General features: G+C 30.8%; 21 protein-coding genes. 2 read left to right on the top strand and 19 right to left on the bottom strand.

Annotation, left to right across the window (positions count from 1 at the left end; all coding sequences use genetic code 11):
* Window positions 1–20: 20 nt before the first annotated feature.
* The 9 genes from B3086_RS13680 to B3086_RS13640 all read right to left on the bottom strand — a co-directional run bounded on the left by B3086_RS13680 (window position 21) and on the right by B3086_RS13640 (window position 7,291).
* Entirely contained in the window at window positions 21–287 is a 267-nt protein-coding gene (locus B3086_RS13680; RefSeq protein WP_346847002.1) for a hypothetical protein, read from the bottom strand.
* 23 nt (window positions 288–310) lie between these two features.
* Window positions 311–1,702: a F0F1 ATP synthase subunit beta gene (gene atpD, locus B3086_RS13675; protein WP_346847001.1), complete on the bottom strand. Its 1,392-nt coding sequence runs from the start codon at window positions 1,700–1,702 to the stop codon at window positions 311–313.
* A gap of 92 nt (window positions 1,703–1,794) precedes the next feature.
* The gene (gene atpG / locus B3086_RS13670; RefSeq protein WP_346847000.1) at window positions 1,795–2,658 is read right to left on the bottom strand and encodes an ATP synthase F1 subunit gamma; all 864 of its coding nucleotides are present in this window, start codon (window positions 2,656–2,658) and stop codon (window positions 1,795–1,797) included.
* 32 nt (window positions 2,659–2,690) lie between these two features.
* Window positions 2,691–4,205, bottom strand: a complete 1,515-nt coding sequence (gene atpA / locus B3086_RS13665) for a F0F1 ATP synthase subunit alpha (protein WP_346846999.1) — start codon at window positions 4,203–4,205, stop codon at window positions 2,691–2,693.
* Window positions 4,206–4,243: 38 nt separating this feature from the next.
* A complete protein-coding gene (locus B3086_RS13660) occupies window positions 4,244–5,287 on the bottom strand; it encodes a F0F1 ATP synthase subunit delta (protein WP_346846998.1) in 1,044 nt (347 codons plus the stop codon).
* 2 nt (window positions 5,288–5,289) lie between these two features.
* A complete protein-coding gene (locus B3086_RS13655) occupies window positions 5,290–5,769 on the bottom strand; it encodes a F0F1 ATP synthase subunit B (protein ID WP_035135392.1) in 480 nt (159 codons plus the stop codon).
* Between the two features lie 130 nt (window positions 5,770–5,899).
* Window positions 5,900–6,148 (bottom strand): ATP synthase F0 subunit C, encoded by a 249-nt coding sequence (gene atpE / locus B3086_RS13650; protein WP_035135390.1) that lies wholly within the window; start codon window positions 6,146–6,148, stop codon window positions 5,900–5,902.
* 83 nt (window positions 6,149–6,231) lie between these two features.
* Window positions 6,232–6,912 carry a F0F1 ATP synthase subunit A gene (locus tag B3086_RS13645; protein WP_035135388.1) on the bottom strand — a complete coding sequence of 227 codons (681 nt, stop codon included), beginning with the start codon at window positions 6,910–6,912 and terminating at the stop codon, window positions 6,232–6,234.
* 4 nt (window positions 6,913–6,916) lie between these two features.
* Complete coding sequence (locus B3086_RS13640; RefSeq protein ID WP_035135386.1) at window positions 6,917–7,291, bottom strand: ATP synthase subunit I; 375 nt, start codon at window positions 7,289–7,291, stop codon at window positions 6,917–6,919.
* A gap of 811 nt (window positions 7,292–8,102) precedes the next feature.
* Between B3086_RS13640 and B3086_RS13635 the strand changes: the two genes are divergently transcribed.
* On the top strand, window positions 8,103–8,651 hold the full coding sequence (locus tag B3086_RS13635) for an NADH peroxidase (protein WP_035135384.1): 549 nt from the start codon (window positions 8,103–8,105) through the stop codon (window positions 8,649–8,651).
* A 171-nt stretch (window positions 8,652–8,822) separates the two neighbouring features.
* Here B3086_RS13635 and upp read toward each other — a convergent pair whose 3' ends face one another.
* From upp to B3086_RS13590, 9 genes are all read right to left on the bottom strand, one after another.
* Entirely contained in the window at window positions 8,823–9,452 is a 630-nt protein-coding gene (upp, locus tag B3086_RS13630; protein WP_035135383.1) for a uracil phosphoribosyltransferase, read from the bottom strand.
* Window positions 9,453–9,472: 20 nt separating this feature from the next.
* A complete protein-coding gene (gene rpiB, locus B3086_RS13625; protein ID WP_346877569.1) occupies window positions 9,473–9,922 on the bottom strand; it encodes a ribose 5-phosphate isomerase B in 450 nt (149 codons plus the stop codon).
* Window positions 9,923–9,936: 14 nt separating this feature from the next.
* On the bottom strand, window positions 9,937–10,986 hold the full coding sequence (locus tag B3086_RS13620) for an L-threonylcarbamoyladenylate synthase (protein WP_346846997.1): 1,050 nt from the start codon (window positions 10,984–10,986) through the stop codon (window positions 9,937–9,939).
* A gap of 28 nt (window positions 10,987–11,014) precedes the next feature.
* On the bottom strand, window positions 11,015–11,761 hold the full coding sequence (locus B3086_RS13615; RefSeq protein WP_346846996.1) for a ZIP family metal transporter: 747 nt from the start codon (window positions 11,759–11,761) through the stop codon (window positions 11,015–11,017).
* Between the two features lie 45 nt (window positions 11,762–11,806).
* Window positions 11,807–12,391 (bottom strand): hypothetical protein, encoded by a 585-nt coding sequence (locus B3086_RS13610; RefSeq protein WP_150846296.1) that lies wholly within the window; start codon window positions 12,389–12,391, stop codon window positions 11,807–11,809.
* A gap of 32 nt (window positions 12,392–12,423) precedes the next feature.
* Window positions 12,424–13,500 (bottom strand): peptide chain release factor 1, encoded by a 1,077-nt coding sequence (prfA, locus tag B3086_RS13605; RefSeq protein ID WP_346893637.1) that lies wholly within the window; start codon window positions 13,498–13,500, stop codon window positions 12,424–12,426.
* Between the two features lie 74 nt (window positions 13,501–13,574).
* Window positions 13,575–14,426, bottom strand: a complete 852-nt coding sequence (prmC, locus tag B3086_RS13600; RefSeq protein WP_346877568.1) for a peptide chain release factor N(5)-glutamine methyltransferase — start codon at window positions 14,424–14,426, stop codon at window positions 13,575–13,577.
* Window positions 14,427–14,448: 22 nt separating this feature from the next.
* Window positions 14,449–15,360 (bottom strand): DUF1385 domain-containing protein, encoded by a 912-nt coding sequence (locus tag B3086_RS13595; RefSeq protein ID WP_346877567.1) that lies wholly within the window; start codon window positions 15,358–15,360, stop codon window positions 14,449–14,451.
* A gap of 83 nt (window positions 15,361–15,443) precedes the next feature.
* On the bottom strand, window positions 15,444–16,043 hold the full coding sequence (locus B3086_RS13590; RefSeq protein WP_035135373.1) for a thymidine kinase: 600 nt from the start codon (window positions 16,041–16,043) through the stop codon (window positions 15,444–15,446).
* A 229-nt stretch (window positions 16,044–16,272) separates the two neighbouring features.
* Here B3086_RS13590 and rpmE point away from each other — a divergent pair, with 229 nt between their 5' ends.
* Complete coding sequence (gene rpmE / locus B3086_RS13585; protein WP_035135372.1) at window positions 16,273–16,482, top strand: 50S ribosomal protein L31; 210 nt, start codon at window positions 16,273–16,275, stop codon at window positions 16,480–16,482.
* Window positions 16,483–16,577: 95 nt separating this feature from the next.
* On the opposite strand, the gene rho is transcribed toward rpmE, so the two are convergent.
* Window positions 16,578–18,083, bottom strand: a complete 1,506-nt coding sequence (gene rho, locus B3086_RS13580) for a transcription termination factor Rho (protein ID WP_346846993.1) — start codon at window positions 18,081–18,083, stop codon at window positions 16,578–16,580.
* Between the last annotated feature and the right edge of the window lie 74 nt (window positions 18,084–18,157).

Here is an 18,157-nt window from a genome sequence, read left to right as displayed (position 1 = left end):
GAAATATATGGTACCGAAATTTATTCTACCCATTGTGCTATAGTACAGAGAATACTAACATTATTTTTCCTTACCTTTAGGACTCCGTCAGAAGTATTAACTTTGTACTTCTTTCCATCTACATCTTCAAAGGTTGTTATTGTTGGTACAAGTCCTGCAATTATAGCAGAATGATCTGGAAGAATTCCTAGTCTGCCTTCTGTAGTTTCACAGTTTAAAGAGACTGCATCTCCTTTAAAAAACTCACTCTCTGGAGTAATTATTATAAGCTTAAAGACCTTTTTCATATTTTATCACATCCAAAATAATATTAACCCAAAGTCTTAGCTTTCTCTATAACATCATCTATTGTTCCTGCAAATAAGAATGCTGACTCTGGTAAATGATCATGTTTACCTTCTAATATTTCCTTGAATCCTCTTATTGTTTCTTTTATAGGAACATATCTACCTTTTAAACCAGTGAATTGCTCTCCTACTGTAAAAGGTTGAGATAAAAATCTTTGAACTCTTCTTGCTCTATTAACAAGAATTTTATCTTCATCTGATAATTCATCTACACCTAATATAGCTATAATATCTTGAAGTTCTTTATACCTTTCAAGAATGTACTTTACTTGAGTAGATATTTCATAATGTTCCTCACCAACAATTCTAGGATCTAGTACTCTTGAGCTTGATTCTAATGGATCAACCGCAGGATATATTCCAAGCTCTACTATAGCTCTAGATAGAACTGTAGTTGCATCAAGATGGCTAAATGTTGTTGCTGGTGCTGGGTCAGTAAGGTCATCAGCAGGAACATATACTGCTTGAACAGAAGTAATTGATCCACTGTTAGTAGATGTTATACGTTCTTGTAATGCCCCCATCTCTGTTGCTAGGGTTGGTTGGTATCCTACAGCACTTGGTATTCTACCTAATAATGCAGAAACCTCTGAACCTGCCTGAGTAAATCTAAATATATTATCTATAAATAATAATACATCTTGACCTTTATCTCTGAAGTATTCAGACATAGTAAGTCCTGTAAGTGCAACTCTCATTCTAGCTCCTGGTGACTCATTCATTTGTCCAAATACTAAAGCTGTCTTATTTATAACCCCTGAATCTAGCATCTCATTGTATAAGTCATTGCCTTCTCTTGTACGCTCTCCTACACCAGTGAATACTGATAATCCACCATGTTCTCTAGCTATATTGTTGATTAATTCTTGTATAAGTACAGTTTTACCAACTCCTGCACCACCAAAAAGTCCTATCTTTCCACCCTTTTGATATGGTGCTATTAAATCTATAACCTTTATGCCAGTTTCAAACATTTCTGGTTCCACAGATTGCTCAGCAAAGCTTGGAGCTGGTCTATGAATTGTATAATAATTATTAGTATCAAGAGGACCTTTTCCATCTTTAGTTTGACCTAATACATTGAACAATCTTCCAAGTACCTGTTCTCCTACAGGCACTTCAATAGGTCTTCCTGTATCTATAGCCTTAACTCCACGTTTAAGTCCTTCTGTTGATTCCATAGATATAGTTCTAACTATATCATCACCTATATGTTGTTCAACCTCAGCAACAATAACTCTACCATCCATCTTAATTTGGATTGCATTATAAATGTTAGGCAATGAGTCTGTGTCAAATTTTATATCTATTACTGGTCCAATAATTTGAACTACTTTACCAATACGTTGTGCCATATTAATTCGCTACATCTAACTATATTAATATATAAGTTAAATATAACTCCTCCTATCTATACTTTTTATATAGGTTACTATATAATGGCTTATTAACTTTGTGCTTGAGCTCCACCAATAATTTCTGAAATCTCTTGAGTGATAGCCCCTTGTCTAACCCTATTATATTTTAACCTTAAAGAAGCTATTAATTCATCTGCATTTTGAGTCGCACTATTCATTGTCTCCATTCTATTTCCCTGTTCTGAAGCCTTAGAATTTATCATTGCATTAAGTATCATTGCATTACAATAGGATGGTACTATTGACTCTATAAGCTCTTCTTTGTTTCCTTCTATATCAAATTCATCTTCACCAATATGGTCTTCTTCGCTTTCTTCAAAAGTAAGAGGCAATAATCTACACTCTTTTGGTTCTTTTACTATTGGATTTTTAAACCAAGTATAAAGTATACTTACTTCTCCTACTTTTTCTTCACTAAACATATTGAAGCTATACTCAAAGATACTCTTAGCTTCAGTAGCTGTAGGCACATCAGAGATAGTTTGATTATATTTATCTAATGTCTTAATCCTATGTCTCTTAGCTAAGCTTTTACCTTTTTCACCAATAACTGCTATTAAATAATCCTCTTCATGGCCTTTAGTTATCCCTTTAAGCTTATCTATAACATTATTATTATAGGCACCGCACATTCCCATATCTGAAGTTATAACAATGATTAATTTCTTTTTACTTCCATTGGATTGCATATATCTATTTTCTTTTGGCAGTGATGGAATTACTTCATTCATAACTTCTCTATAGCTTTTAAAATACGTGTCATTTGTATATAAGGATACCCTTACCTTTTTTAGTTTAGATGTTGCTACTAAGGCCATAGCCTTAGTAAGCTTTTTTGTATTCTCTATAGATTTTATTCTCTTTTTTAAAATAACTAATCCTGCAACGCCCATATTTTCACCTCCTAAAAATTTAGGTGATATCTCTAAATTTCAGTTAAAAATACTTTTTTAAATTCAGTTATGGCCATATTAAGTCTTTCTTTTATTTCTGAATCTAATTCTTGTTTTTCTTTTATAGAACTTGGGATGTCTCTATAATGAGTACCTATATATTCTAAAAATTCCTTTTCAAAGGCTTTAACCTTATGAACTGGAATATCGCTTAAGAAATCATTCACTCCGCAATATATTATTATTACTTGCTTTTCTACATCCATAGGAGCATATTGTCCTTGCTTTAATATTTCTATAAGTCTTTTACCCTTTTCAAGTCTCTTAACAGTTTCCTTATCTAAATCTGATCCAAATTGAGTAAAGTTCACAAGTTCTCTATATTGAGCAAGTTCTATTCTAAGGGTTGATGATACTTGTTTCATAGCTTTAATTTGCGCATTTCCTCCAACCCTAGATACTGATATACCTGCATTTACCGCTGGTCTTTGACCTGCATGGAACAAGTCAGATTCTAAGAAAATTTGACCATCTGTTATAGATATTACATTTGTAGGAATATATGCTGTAACATCTCCTGCTAAAGTTTCTATTATTGGAAGAGCAGTTAATGATCCTCCTCCTAAGTCATCAGAAAGTTTTGAAGCTCTTTCTAAAAGTCTTGAGTGAAGATAGAATACATCTCCTGGATAAGCTTCTCTTCCTGGTGGTCTACGAAGTAATAATGACATAGTTCTATAAGCAACAGCGTGCTTAGACAAATCATCATATACTATAAGTGCATCTCCACCTTTATACATAAAATATTCAGCCATTGAACATCCTGAGAAAGGTGCTAAATATTGAAGAGATGCAGATTGTGATGCCGTTGCAGCTACAACTATTGTATAGTCCATAGCCCCCTCAGCCTTTAGTGTATTAACTATATTAGCAACAGTTGACTGCTTTTGACCTATAGCTACATAAACACAAGTTACATTTTTACCCCTTTGATTTATGATAGCATCTATTGCTAATGCACTTTTTCCAGTCTGTCTGTCTCCTACAATTAACTCTCTTTGACCTTTTCCAATTGGAATCATAGAGTCTATAGCCTTTATACCTGTTTGCATAGGACTTTTTACTGATTGTCTCTCTATAACTCCCGGAGCTTCTACTTCTACAGCTCTATATTCTGAAGTTACTATCATTCCGTTACCATCGATAGGATTTCCTAGAGAATCTACAACTCTTCCTACAAGAGCTTCACCAACAGGTACTTCTACTACTCTACCCGTTCTTTTTACTATATCGCCTTCTCTGATACCTTCTTCAGAACCTAATAATACGCATCCAACATTGTCTTGCTCTAAGTTAAGGGCAATTCCGTATACGTTATTAGGAAATTCTAATAGCTCTCCTTCTAAACAATTATCTAATCCATATATTCTAGCTATACCATCTCCAATTTGGATTATGGTTCCAGAATCTATAGTGTTAATGTGACTTTCATATCTATCTAATTCTCTTTTTATAATAGATGTTATCTCACCTGGTTTAATATGCATGATTCCACCTCTATTCTCACCACGATTTAAAGCCTGTATTACATGTCATCTCTAACATATCTAAGCTTACTTTTTACTGTTCCATCAGTAATATCATTTCCTATTTTAACTAATACTCCACCAACTATACTCTCATCTATTTCTTCATGGATTACTATTTTTCTACTATAGAACTTCTCAAGTCCTTTAGTTAACTTAATTCTCTCTTCATCAGTTAGTGGAATTACAGTCCTAACTGTGGCATTAAGAATTTTACCTTTTTCATCTAAATCTATAATACACTCTTGAGATTTAGCCTTACCAATCTTACATTTTTCACTATTAACTATCTCATCAATTGTAGCTTTAGTAGTTATATCTTCACCTATAATAACTTTGATATCATCTTTGTAAGACTCATCTACTATATTATTTATGACAATTTCTCTACTATAGAAATCCATTAACCAACCTCTTAATTTTTTTGTTTCTTCTTCATTTAGAGGTTTATTTGTTATAATATCTGCTAATAATTCTTTATTAAGCTCACTAAAGTTATATCTACCTACGTTACCTTCTGATATATTCTTAAGATCCATAAGTTTAGTCTTAATAGTTCCATCTATGGTTTCATCTCCTACAGAGATTAACATTCCACCTAATAGAGATTTATCTATTTCTTCCTCTATTATTACTGTCTTTTCATAACGTTTTTCTAACTTACTTTTAATAGTTTCTCGTTCATTATGATTTAATGGAATTACAGACTTAATTTTAGCTACAACGGTATTATTATTTTTAAGGTATACTAATCTAAACTGATTATACTTTTCCCTCAGATAAAGTATCCTTCCTTTGTCAATAAGTAATAGTAAAAAACTTAAAAGTTCATCCTCTATCTTACCCTTAAATAATTCCTCAAATATTCTCTTTTTATTGTGCTTATTAATTTGAGGATTTCTGATAATCTTTATAAGTCCTTCATTATTATCCATTTCCTCAACTACTTCACCTAGTTCTTCCAAAACAGTTTCTATATTACCTGCTTCTTTACACATTTCATAAAGAGCTAGAGCATACCGCCTATCTAAAAATTCATACATTTTTAAATACCTACCTTAGCTATAAATTTATCAATTAACTCTCTGTGACTTTCTTCATTGATTTCTTTCTCTAAAGTTTTCTCAGCAAGTTTCATGGATAAATCAATAATTTCTTGCTTAATTTCTTTACTAGCTTTTTCTCTTTCTCTTTTTATTTCTTTAGTAGCTCGTTCTTTTATGTTAGCTACTTCTCTTTGTGAGTCTTCAACTATCTCAGCATATACTTTATCAGCTTTTTGCTTATAACTCTCTACTAATTTCAAGCCATCATTTCTATATCTTTTAACATCTTCATCATACTTTTGTTTTAATAACTTCGCTCTTTCTTCTTCATCCCTAGCCTTTTTGAAAGCACTTTCCACTTCTTCTTTTCTAGTATTGATAACTGCTAAAGTCTTATTAAACACAAATTTTCTTAGTATTAAATAAAATATAAAGAAATTGATGGTTGATGGTACTATAATACTCCAATCAATATTCATAAGCTACGTTCCACATCATCCTCTTAATTTAATCACAAATATATACTACACTACCTACTATATCTTCTTCAAAATGTAACTAATTAAGATATGGAACTACACCCTCCTTCTCAATATTTTTACTAAGATATTAACCTTTTACTCCGAATAATATTAATAATAATCCAAGTAAAAATCCATATATAGCTGTTGCCTCTGATAAAGCTCCCCCTACTATTAAAGCACTCATAATTTTACTACTAGCCTCTGGTTGTTTTGCTATACTCTCTACTGCTTTACCAGTAGCATTTCCTGTTCCTAATCCTCCACCAATAACTGCAAGTGCTGCTATACCTGCTCCTAATGCTGACATTCCTGCTATAAAAGCTGCTGAATCCATTTATAATTCCTCCTCAAAAATAAATATTTTTTATATTTATAGTAATTTACTATTAATAATTTTTATTTAGTTAAATTTAGTTTTTAATGTTCTGCTGTAATCTTAATATTAATCATTGTTAACATTACAAAAATAATCATTTGTATGGTTCCATCAAATATATCAAAATAGAAATGGAACGGTATAGGTAATCCTATTGCTGCAATAAAATTTAATCCTGTAAGAGCTCCGTATAGAAGTTCCATAATCATTGTTGCTGCAAAGATATTTCCAAAAAGTCTTAGACTTAATGATATTGGAAGCATAATCCTCTCCATTATATTTATTGGTAACAATAATGGAACAGGAGATGCATATCCTTTAAAGTAACCCCAAAGACCTAACTTTTTAATAGTATGCCCTTGAATTACAAAAAAAGTAGTAAGTGCAATTCCTAAGCTTACACTAAAATCTGATGTAGGAGGCTTTATTCCAAATAACCCTACCATATTTAATAAAAATAAATAAATTCCTAAGGATCCTATGTAAGGAATAAAAGGACTTGAACCTGGTCCCATGTTATCTTTAACTACATTAGATAAAAATTCTATTCCAACTTCTACAATACTTTGTACCTTACCTGGAACTTTTTTAACCTTTCTACTATATAGAATGGATAAAACCAATGCTAATGCAATAAATACCCATTGTATAAAAACACTTGACATAACTTCATATTTATATCCAAAGATATTAATTGCAAACAAAGGTGCCATTTCTTCCATAACATCATACTCCTTTCTGGCTCTTCAAGCTAAAACCATAACATAATATAGCTAATAGCTGAGCCGTATATCCTGCAATAAAAATAAAAAAGCTCACCTCACTTTTCTTAATTATAGCGAGAGATATTCCACAAACAAGCCCTATTCTAACTATATAGGATAAAAGTATTAATAAACCTTTAAATCTCTTATCCTTCATAATAATCATTTCAGTTGTCAGTGAGTTAATAATAAAATTCACAAAACTACAAATTATCCCCAATAAAAAAAACCAGGATATCCAGTTAAAGAATAACATTAAAATTAATGAAACTATAATTCCTATAATAGAATCAAATAAGCCAACAAGCTTAATAACCTCTGAGCACTCTTTATTCATTGGATTGGACCACCTCGCTTTTGCATATATGATATTATACATCTAGGTTCAAATCTTCTAAAACCTAAATTTTCACCAAATTAGGTCAAATTAGTTCTAAAGAAGTAAATAATCAATAATAGTACAAGTTCTCTCTGCTTTGCTACATTTTTTGAGGTTTTACAATAAAAGGATTATTCCAAAAAACTTTTATTCATTTGTCTGTTAAAACTGAAAATTTACAATAAGTAGTCAAAAGAATTTAAAATATCAATTATTTTCTGAATTAAAAGATTTCTTACCAAAATGTTCCCTAATAAACTCTAATAAATCAATTTAAACCTCTACATTACACTTTATATATAAAAAAGTATATAATTGTATGCAATTTTTTATGCATTGCATTTATTAGAAAAACGGATGCTCCGTTTAATTTTACTTAATATTGATTAAATATTTACTAACTTATTCAAAATTCTAACTAATGAGGGCTACTCTCCTCTATAGAAACATTGTTTTTTGGCTTATTGCTTTATTTTTATCCCTTTAAGGTTATTTTTATTGTATCATATCGGTGCTATTTCTATACTAAACTAAATTATAAATATTTGAACTTTATATTAAAATACAGAATATTATATAATCTTAACCTTATTAAGTAATATAATAAAGTTATATTATTTTTTTATTACCTAAAAAAAATAATAAAAAATAATAATTTTCTCTTGATAATTATTATTTAATAGTATATAATAAGTTCATAAGATAAATACATCGAGAAAATCTAAAAACAAAAATTATTATAATATGAAGATTTAAGGAGGAAATATTTATGAAAAAATTTGTATGTACAGTATGTGGTTATATTCACGAGGGAGATTCAGCTCCAGAGTTTTGTCCAGTATGTAAGGCAGGTGCTGATAAATTTGTAGAAAAATCAGAAGGCAACCTAGCTTGGGCTGATGAGCACAGAATAGGAATTGCAGCAGAAGTTGATCAAGAAGTAATCGAAGGATTAAGAGCTAACTTTACTGGAGAATGTACAGAAGTTGGAATGTACTTAGCAATGAGTCGTCAAGCAGATAGAGAAGGATATCCTGAAGTAGCTGAAGCTTATAAGAGAATAGCATTTGAAGAAGCTGAACACGCAGCTAAATTTGCTGAATTATTAGGAGAAGTAGTTGTAGCAGATACAAAAACTAATTTACAAATGAGAGTTGATGCTGAGCATGGTGCTTGCCAAGGTAAAAAAGACCTTGCTACATTAGCTAAAAAATTAAACCTAGATGCAATTCACGATACAGTTCATGAAATGTGCAAAGATGAAGCTAGACACGGTGCTGCTTTCAACGGTTTATTACAAAGATATTTTGGTAAATAACTCCCATTCCCCCAATTTGATAAAATTTACCTAAATAATATATGGAGCTCTAGTATTAACTAGGGCTCCTTTTTGTATGCAATCTAATATGTTAATATTATTTTTATTAGAAAAATACCCTGATTAGAAATCTAAATCTAATCAGGGCAATATTACAATTGTAATAATATACTACTTAGTTCCGAATAAACGATCTCCAGCATCACCTAATCCTGGAACAATATATCCATGTTCATTTAATTTCTCATCTATTGAAGCTAAATATATATCTACATCTGGATGTGCTTCCATAACAGCTTTTATTCCTTCAGGAGCTCCAACAAGACACATAAGTCTTATATTTTTAGCCCCTCTTTTCTTAAGAGCATTTATTGCATCTATAGCTGAACCTCCAGTTGCAAGCATTGGGTCAGTTACTATAATATCTCTATCTTCTATATCTTGAGGTAACTTACAGAAGTATTCTACTGGCATTAAAGTTTCTTCATCTCTATACATACCTATATGTCCAACTTTAGCTGCAGGTATAAGCTTAAGCATTCCATCAACCATTCCAAGTCCAGCTCTTAATATAGGTACTATTGCCATTTTCTTTCCTGCAAGAACTTTACACTTTGTAATTCCTATAGGAGTTTCAATTTCTACTTCTTCTAGTTGCATATCTCTAGTAACCTCATAAGCCATAAGCATAGCAACCTCTTCTACTAATTCTCTAAAGTCCTTAGACCCCGTATTTATATCTCTCATGAATGCTAATTTATGTAGTATTAATGGATGGTCTATTTGTGTAACTTTACTCATATGTTCTTATCCTCCTAAAATTATTTATTATATTTTTTTTCTATCTCCATTATCTTGTTAACCCTATTCTCGTGTCTTCCACCTTCAAAGGTTGATCCAAGAAATGCATCAACTATATCTAAAGCAAGTCCGGTTCCTACAACTCTTTCTCCCATTGCTAATATATTGGCATTATTATGTTCTCTAGTAGCATGTGCACTAAAAGTATCACTGCATAGCGCCGCTCTTATTCCTGGTATTTTATTAGCTGATATACTTATTCCAATTCCTGTACCGCATATTAAAATTCCATAATCATATTCTTTAGCAACTACTGCTTCAGACACTTTTTCAGCAAAATCTGGATAGTCACAAGAATCTTCTGTATATGTACCATAATCCCTAACTTCTATATTCTTTTTTTCTAAATGTTTAATTACTTCTTTTTTTAATCTTAAACCACCATGATCACTACCTATTGCTATTTTCATATTTATCCCTCCAATTATACTTTTAATATGTTAAAGCCAGCACTTTTTTTTAGTCTATTCATTACTGCAGTACCTACTCCACTCTCTTCAAATGCTTCACAAAGAATTATATCAATGTCTATACTATCAAAACTTCTTAAAACTCTAAATAAATTTTTACCTATATCTTCTATATCACATCTTGCTCCAATAGAAATAACAGTTCCTTTATTATATAAAGATTTTGTTTCATCAGTTGCAATAATTCCAACTTTTTTACCTTGTTTAATATAATTTAATACTATTTCATTAATTTTTGCAACAACTTTATCTATATCACCGTCTACTATCTTCACAGGAGCCTTCGGTGCATAATGTCTATATTTCATTCCTGGTGCCTTAGGCTTAAAATCTTCTGTAGGCTTTGATAATACAGATGGATCTATATAAACCTTATTATCTATTTCCCTTAACATCTCTAAGGTTATAGCGCCTGGTCTTAAAATACATATAGGTGAAACTGTACAATCTACTATAGTTGATTCTACACCTACAATACTATTTTCTCCTCCTAATATATAGTCTACCTTTCCCTCTAAATCTTCAACACAACTTTCCATGTCTGTAGGACTAGGTCTACCGGATATATTAGCTGAAGGTGCTGCTATAGGTACTCCAGCGGCTTTTATTAAACCTATAGCGATATTATTTTGTGGCATTCTAATTCCCACAGTAGGCAACTTTGCACTAGTAACCTGTGGAACTAGTTCAGTCTTCTCAAGTATTATGGTTATTGGTCCTGGCCAAAACTTTTTTATTATTTCTCTTGCTACAATTGGTACATTTTTAACATAGGGCTCTATATTATAATCCCCTACATGAATAATCAGAGGATTATCTTGTGGCCTACCCTTTGCCATAAAAATTTTAGCTACTGCTTCACTATCTAACGCATTAGCACCTAATCCATATACGGTTTCCGTAGGGAAGGCTACAAGGCCACCATCTTTTATAACTTTTCCTGCTTCTTTTATCACACTTTCATCTGGAGTCTTCTCACTTAACATCACAACTTTTGTTTTCATACCTATTAACACCCACTTCAATAATCCATTAAAATAAATTTATCATTACAAACCCAAATATAATTCCAAATATAATCCACATTGCATTTGTATAACTACTATGCAATTCATTGCTTTCCGGAAGCATTTGCCCAAAAGCTACATAAAGCATAATTCCACTGGCAAAGGCAATACTATAGCCTAAAAATGCAGATGATATAGAATTAATTAACATACCTATCCAGGCTCCTATAACAGTTGGAAATGCTACTAAAAAACTATACCATAAAATTTTAAATGGTTTCTTTCCAGCAGCTATTAACGGTGTTGCCATGGCAATTCCTTCTGGGATATCATGAATTGATATTAATATACTCATCTTTATACCTAATCCCGAACCCTTAACAAATCCAAAACCCATTATAATGCCTTCTGGAAAGTTGTGCATCATTAACCCTAAAGCCATTAATATTGCAACTTTTGTATGATTTATCATATTTGGATTTCTATCATTACTGTGGCTACTTACTTTAATTAAACAATCTATAAAATATATAACTATTACTCCAATAATTATAACTATGAGAGTTCTAATAAAGCCAATCTTATCAATTGATTCTGGTATAAGTTCTAAGAAAATTATTGATATAATTATTCCTGTAGCAACTGCCAATAAAACTCCTAATAACTTGTCAGTAGGATTTTTTAAGGATACTCCAATTAATGCACCAACCATAGTTCCTATTAGAGATACTATAGCAGAAAAAACTCCTATTATAAATATAGTACTATTCATAATTTCTCCTTGAAAATTATTATTAGTAAAATATATTTATAAACTCTATATTTTATTCTGTTTTCTATATTCTTTTATATTAGCTATAGCATCCTCAGTAAATACAGCAGTTACACAATACTTAAAAAGTAAATCTAATAGCATATATTTCTTTACTCCACCTCGTTTTACTACAAAGTAATAATAGTCATCATCCTTAGGCATCTTTACTTTAACATAATATTTCCCTATACCACTGAATCTCTCTAGCACTTTATTCGTAACCAATCTCAATCTTTTATTTCTAAACTTAGACTTTGTTATTATCAATATATCAAAGTACTTTTCTTGAGGTATTGTATGAATAATTGCTACTTTACTATAGTGAATTTTATATTTTATTCTACCACCTAAAATAGATATCAGTATTTTATCTTCATATAATTGAAACTTTAAATATTCTTCATTGTATCTCATTAGTACAGAAAATAATATTAAACTTTCAATAACACAAAGATATATAATAAAAAATATATTTATTTGTTTAGCTATAAGCAACACTATAGGCAATATTATAAAAATAAAGCCCATAGATAGCATAAACCTTTTGTAAGATTTTCTTTGCTTCTTTAGGACTTTATCTATATCCATTAAGTAATCCTCCACCTTACAAACTTTAATACCTAAATACCATTTCCCATTGCCTTCATTTTTTCGGCTTGGTCAGCAGTTATTAACCCATCTAACATCTCATCTATATCTCCATCTAGGAAAGCTTCAAGTTTATAAAGAGTTAATCCTATTCTGTGATCTGAAACCCTTCCTTGAGGATAGTTATAGGTTCTAATTCTTTCACTTCTATCTCCAGTTCCAACTTGACTCTTTCTATCATCTGCAATTCCTTTAGCTCTTTCTGCTTCTGCTGCTTCATATAGTCTAGCTCTTAATATTTTCATAGCCTTTTCCTTGTTTTTAAGCTGGGATTTTTCATCTTGGCATGAAACTACAAGTCCTGTTGGTAAATGAGTCATTCTTACTGCTGAATCTGTTGTATTAACGCACTGTCCACCATTTCCTGAAGCTCTAAATACGTCTATTTTTATATCATTCATATTTATGTCGATATCTACGTCTTCAACTTCTGGAAGTACTGCAACAGTGGCTGTAGATGTATGGATTCTACCACTTGATTCCGTGTCAGGTACCCTTTGAACTCTATGCACTCCACTTTCATATTTCAGTTTACTATAAGCCTTATCACCTTTAACCATGAATACTACTTCTTTAAATCCACCGATATCAGTTTCATTAGCACTCATTATTTCTACTTTCCATCTGTTACGCTCTGCATATCTTGTATACATTCTAAATAAATTGGCTGCAAATAAAGCTGCTTCATCTCCGCCAGCTCCACCTCTAATTTCTATAAATACGTTTTTATCATCATTAGGGTCTTTAGGTAATAATAATATTCTTATTTCTTCCTTAGACTTCTCGCATTGTTCCGTTAATGCCTTTATATCTTCTTGAATCATCTCTCTCATTTCTCTATCTGATTCTTCATTTAGCATTTCTTTATTTTCAGCTAATGCATTTTCAGCATCTCTGTATTCTCTATACCTTCCTACTATTACCTCTAATTCTGCATGCTCTTTACAAAGTTTTTGCCACTCCTTTTGATTAGCCATAATACTAGGATCACTAATCATATTTGATAATTCATCATATTTGTTTTCTAAAAAACCTAATCTCTCTAACATATATTAACACTCTCCGTAATTTAATCATAAATCTTAATTTTTTACATCATTACATTATATCATAAAAATATTATTTATGGTAACTTTCCTATGACAACTCGATGATTTCCACCCAAATCCCTTAAACTATATATATCACTAAATCCTTCAGTTTTCATGATAGATTTTACTTCCATTTCCTGATCATGTCCTATTTCAAAACATAAATATCCATCAGAGGAAAGTACCTCTTTTCCTTCTTTGCATATCCTTCTATAGAAATCAAGTCCATCTTGTCCTCCCGAAAGAGCTAGGTGAGGTTCAAAGTCTTTAACATCTTCCATAAGGGTAGGAATTACTTTCTCCTTAATATATGGTGGATTTGACACTATCATATTAAATTTCAAACCTTCTTTTATAGGTAATTGAAATAAATCACTTTTATTTACATTGGTCTTTTCTCCTAAATATAAATTTGAAATATTTTTTTTAGTTACATTTAATGCTATATCACTTACGTCATATAACCATACTTTGCTATTTTTTACATAATGGCCTATGGAAATTCCAATAGCTCCACTTCCACAGCACATATCACATATTAAACTTATATTATTTTTCTTTATTATAGAAATACACTCTTCTACTAAAATCTCTGTATCTGGTCTTGGTATCAACACTCCCTCTTCTACGAAAAAGTTAATACCCATAAACTCAACTTGCCCTAGAATATATGCCATAGGCTTTTTGCAACTTCTTAAATTTATAAGTTTAAAAAACTCTTGCTCTTTATCTAAAGTTAATACTTCTGACCTGTTCATAATTATATACAACTTTTCTACATTTAAAACCCTACATAATAGAAGCTGTGCATCTATTATGTATGATTCAATATCACTACTCTTTAATATATCATATGCCTTTATTAACGCTTCATTTATATTCATATTGTTCCTCATTCACTATAATTCATTCTAACCCCTCTGCAGCTTTTAATGAAGTTATTGCAACTTCAAGCATAGATTCATCAGGTTCTTGTGTTGTTATCTTTTGCAAAAGTAACCCTGGCCATGCAATAATTTTTGATATTTTACTATCACTCTTTCCTAGCCATTTTATAACCTCATAAGTTACTCCAGATACCACTGGTAGTAATAATACTCTAGAAATCACTCTCTGACCTATAGATTGCCATCCCGTGAAGGAAAATATAATTATACTAATAACCATAACTAAGAATAAAAAATTAGTTCCACACCTTGGATGGAGTCTTCCAAACTTCTTAGCATTTTCTGGTGTTAAATTTATACCACTTTCATAGCAAAATATAGTTTTATGCTCAGCTCCATGATATTGATATACTCTTTTTATGTCTTCTAGTTTTCCAACAATAAATATATAGCTTATAAATATTATAACTCTTATTATTCCTTCTATAATATTTAAAACTACCACATTAGATGTTATTGTTTTTTTTACCAAACTAGTTAATGCCGTTGGTAAAATAAAAAAGAGTAGTATAGAAAAAGCTAGGGAAAGAACTAATGATATACCCATTAGTACACTATTTCCTTTCTCCTTAAAAACTTTATCAAACCATTTATCAAATTTGGATTCTGACTCTTCCTCATCATCCTCAAAGAAGGAAGCTGAATACTCTAAGCTTTTTATACCTATAATTAATGATTCTATAAGAGATATAAATCCTCTAATTATAGGAAATCCAAAAAATTTATTTTTCTTAGTCAAGCTTTCACTTGATTCTTTTTTAACTTCAATACTACCATTAGGAAGCCTTACAGCAGTTGCAAGCCCCTTAGATCCCCTCATCATTACACCCTCTATAACTGCCTGTCCCCCGACCGTTGTCTTCTTTTCCATTTTAACACCTGCCTTCTATTTCTTATTTCTTATTTCTAACTTCATAATATTATCTTAATATAAGCATCCTATTATTTTAGTTGTTATCTGCTATTTGCTGCTTCCTCTTCATACTTAATATAACATTCTGCACAAAGAGACTCGTACTCTACATTATCTTCATTATCAATGGCAACTTGATTACCTTCAAAAACAAATTTACCATTAATCTTTCTTCCATTTAATATAGCTTTCTTACCACATTTACAAATTGTTTTTAGCTCCTCTAAACTATGAGCTACTAGTAAAAGTCTTTCACTACCTTCAAAGCCCTCCATCTGAAAATCTGTTCTTAAACCATAGCATATTACTGGAATATTTAATTTAACAGCTATCATAAACATTTCATCAACTTGAGCTTTTGTAAAAAACTGAACTTCATCTGCTAGTATGCAGTGAATTTGTCCATTTTTCTTTATATAATCTTCTACAGTAGTAAAAATATTCTCTCCTTTAGAAAAACTTAAATCTACTTCTTTTGTAACTCCAAGCCTAGATACAATTTTATTTCCTCCCTTTGTATCAGTCTTGGGTTTAATTATTATTACTTTCATTCCTCTTTCTTCATAATTATAAGCTACTTGAAGAAGATTTGTAGACTTTCCACAATTCATTGCTCCATATCTAAAATATAGTTTACTCATAGTAATATTCCTCCAAAGTCCATCAATTAATCACATAATATTATTTTAGTAGAAAAAACTCCATTAATCAAATTAATATTATAAGTACATTTTCAAAAATAAATATTTTTATATACACTAATACTATATAATACAATTAATAATCATATTGACCTTATTTTATCTCTATGTTATAATCTAATAGTTGATAATACGGGTATGTATGTTATATCGAAAGAGGTGAAATGAAATGCAAGAAGGAATACATCCAAACTATAACGACGAAGCTGTTGTTAAGTGTGCTTGTGGTAATACTTTTGTAACAGGTTCTGTTAAATCAGAATTAAAAGTTGATATTTGTTCAAAATGTCATCCATTCTTTACTGGTAAGCAAAAGAATGTAGACGTTGGTGGAAGAGTTGACAAGTTTATGAAAAAATTCAACCTTAAAAGCGAATAATCATATATATTTTTATGTAGGAGAAGAATACTTCTCCTATTTTTTTATGTCCAAAAGCCATAGGTATAAACTCTACCTATGGCTTTTCATATAATCTATTTTAATATGTCTTGGTTTTTAGATACAATTTCAAAAAATTCTTCATTATTGTTAGTTTTTGATAAAATTCCTATAAGTTTTTCAGTAACAGCTTGAGGGTTCCCTGTCTTATACATAATCTTTCTTATGTTATAACTAACTTCAAGCTGTGATTTTGTAAGAAGCAAATCCTCTCTACGAGTTCCTGACTTATAAATATCTATAGCTGGGAAGATTCTACGTTCTTGTAGCTGTCTATCAAGGTGTACTTCCATGTTACCAGTACCCTTAAACTCTTCAAAAATCATATCATCCATCCTACTTCCAGTCTCAACCAAAGCTGTAGCAAGAATAGTTAAACTTCCGCCTTCCTCAACATTTCTAGCTGCACCAAAAAACTTTTTAGGCATAAGTAAAGCTCCTGTATCTAATCCACCTGATAGAGTTCTACCCGTTCTAGTTATTGTTAAGTTGTAAGCTCTAGCTAATCTTGTTAAACTATCTAAAAGAATTATTACATCTTGTCCTTGTTCTACCATCCTTTTTGCTCTTTCAAGTACCATATAAGCTACCTTCGCATGATGTTCTGGCTCTTCATCAAAGGTTGAGTAAATTACATCTCCCTTAATAGATCTTTGCATGTCTGTAACCTCTTCTGGTCTTTCGTCGATAAGAAGTACTATAACTTTAACTTCTGGATGATTAACTGCTATACTATGAGCAATTTTCTTTAAGATAGAAGTCTTTCCCGCTTTAGGTGGAGCAACTATTACACCTCTTTGACCTTTCCCTATAGGTGATAATATGTCCATTAATCTAGTTGATAAATCTTTAGAATCTTCAGTTTCTAATTTCAATCTCTCTGTAGGATATATAGGAGTTAGTCTCTCAAAAGATGTTCTCCCAACAGCTCTCTCTGGATTTTCACCATTTATTTTTGTTACTTGTAGAAGAGCTTGATACTTTTCTCCTTCTTTAGAGCTTCTTACTTTACCTTCTACTTCATCACCATTCTTAAGATTAAATCTTCTAACTTGGGATATTGAAACATATATATCGTTATTTCCACTTAAATAGTTATTCATTCTAAGTAATCCAAAATTAGCATTGTCACTTAATTCGAATATTCCTTTTGATGTTTCTGATTCACTTATTAAACTCTTTAATCTTTCACGCTTTTCTTCTATACTATCAACCTTTTCTTCCACTACAGTTTCCTTTGATTCTTCAATGTCCAAACCTTTACTAATAACTTCATCTTTACTATTATCTTCTTCTACATCTTTCTTAGTAAGTTTCTCCTTAAGAATTATACCTTCTTTTTTTATTTGAGCAGGTTGTATTTTTTCATCATCCTTATGGGAATCTTCTTCATTTTTAATCTCAACAGATTTTAAAGATACTCTTTCAATTTCTTCAATTAATTCATTCTTTTTAAACTTAGTAATATTTTTTATTCCTAATTCCTTTGCAATACTCTTTAATTCTATAACACTCATGCTATGTAAATTTTCACTATTCAAAGGATCACCTCCTAATTGTATATTTCATTTAAATGTAACTTTGGAAAATAATATTTATATGATTAATATAATTC

It is taken from the genome of Clostridium sp. UBA871 (genome assembly GCF_002295255.1).
GTDB lineage: Bacteria > Bacillota > Clostridia > Clostridiales > Clostridiaceae > Clostridium_J > Clostridium_J sulfidigenes.
Note: the sequence above shows the minus strand (reverse complement) of the source record. Positions and strands in the feature narration are given on the sequence as shown.

Bases quoted from the DNA above. Each gene is read 5' to 3' on its own strand.
- B3086_RS13680 (WP_346847002.1), bottom strand. From the start codon at position 287: ATGAAAAAGGTCTTTAAGCTTATAATAATTACTCCAGAGAGTGAGTTT.
- atpD (WP_346847001.1), bottom strand. From the start codon at position 1,702: ATGGCACAACGTATTGGTAAAGTAGTTCAAATTATTGGACCAGTAATA.
- atpG (WP_346847000.1), bottom strand. From the start codon at position 2,658: ATGGGCGTTGCAGGATTAGTTATTTTAAAAAAGAGAATAAAATCTATA.
- atpA (WP_346846999.1), bottom strand. From the start codon at position 4,205: ATGCATATTAAACCAGGTGAGATAACATCTATTATAAAAAGAGAATTA.
- B3086_RS13660 (WP_346846998.1), bottom strand. From the start codon at position 5,287: ATGTATGAATTTTTAGATAGGCGGTATGCTCTAGCTCTTTATGAAATG.
- B3086_RS13655 (WP_035135392.1), bottom strand. From the start codon at position 5,769: ATGAATATTGATTGGAGTATTATAGTACCATCAACCATCAATTTCTTT.
- atpE (WP_035135390.1), bottom strand. From the start codon at position 6,148: ATGGATTCAGCAGCTTTTATAGCAGGAATGTCAGCATTAGGAGCAGGT.
- B3086_RS13645 (WP_035135388.1), bottom strand. From the start codon at position 6,912: ATGGAAGAAATGGCACCTTTGTTTGCAATTAATATCTTTGGATATAAA.
- B3086_RS13640 (WP_035135386.1), bottom strand. From the start codon at position 7,291: ATGAATAAAGAGTGCTCAGAGGTTATTAAGCTTGTTGGCTTATTTGAT.
- B3086_RS13635 (WP_035135384.1), top strand. From the start codon at position 8,103: ATGAAAAAATTTGTATGTACAGTATGTGGTTATATTCACGAGGGAGAT.
- upp (WP_035135383.1), bottom strand. From the start codon at position 9,452: ATGAGTAAAGTTACACAAATAGACCATCCATTAATACTACATAAATTA.
- rpiB (WP_346877569.1), bottom strand. From the start codon at position 9,922: ATGAAAATAGCAATAGGTAGTGATCATGGTGGTTTAAGATTAAAAAAA.
- B3086_RS13620 (WP_346846997.1), bottom strand. From the start codon at position 10,986: ATGAAAACAAAAGTTGTGATGTTAAGTGAGAAGACTCCAGATGAAAGT.
- B3086_RS13615 (WP_346846996.1), bottom strand. From the start codon at position 11,761: ATGAATAGTACTATATTTATAATAGGAGTTTTTTCTGCTATAGTATCT.
- B3086_RS13610 (WP_150846296.1), bottom strand. From the start codon at position 12,391: ATGGATATAGATAAAGTCCTAAAGAAGCAAAGAAAATCTTACAAAAGG.
- prfA (WP_346893637.1), bottom strand. From the start codon at position 13,500: ATGTTAGAGAGATTAGGTTTTTTAGAAAACAAATATGATGAATTATCA.
- prmC (WP_346877568.1), bottom strand. From the start codon at position 14,426: ATGAATATAAATGAAGCGTTAATAAAGGCATATGATATATTAAAGAGT.
- B3086_RS13595 (WP_346877567.1), bottom strand. From the start codon at position 15,360: ATGGAAAAGAAGACAACGGTCGGGGGACAGGCAGTTATAGAGGGTGTA.
- B3086_RS13590 (WP_035135373.1), bottom strand. From the start codon at position 16,043: ATGAGTAAACTATATTTTAGATATGGAGCAATGAATTGTGGAAAGTCT.
- rpmE (WP_035135372.1), top strand. From the start codon at position 16,273: ATGCAAGAAGGAATACATCCAAACTATAACGACGAAGCTGTTGTTAAG.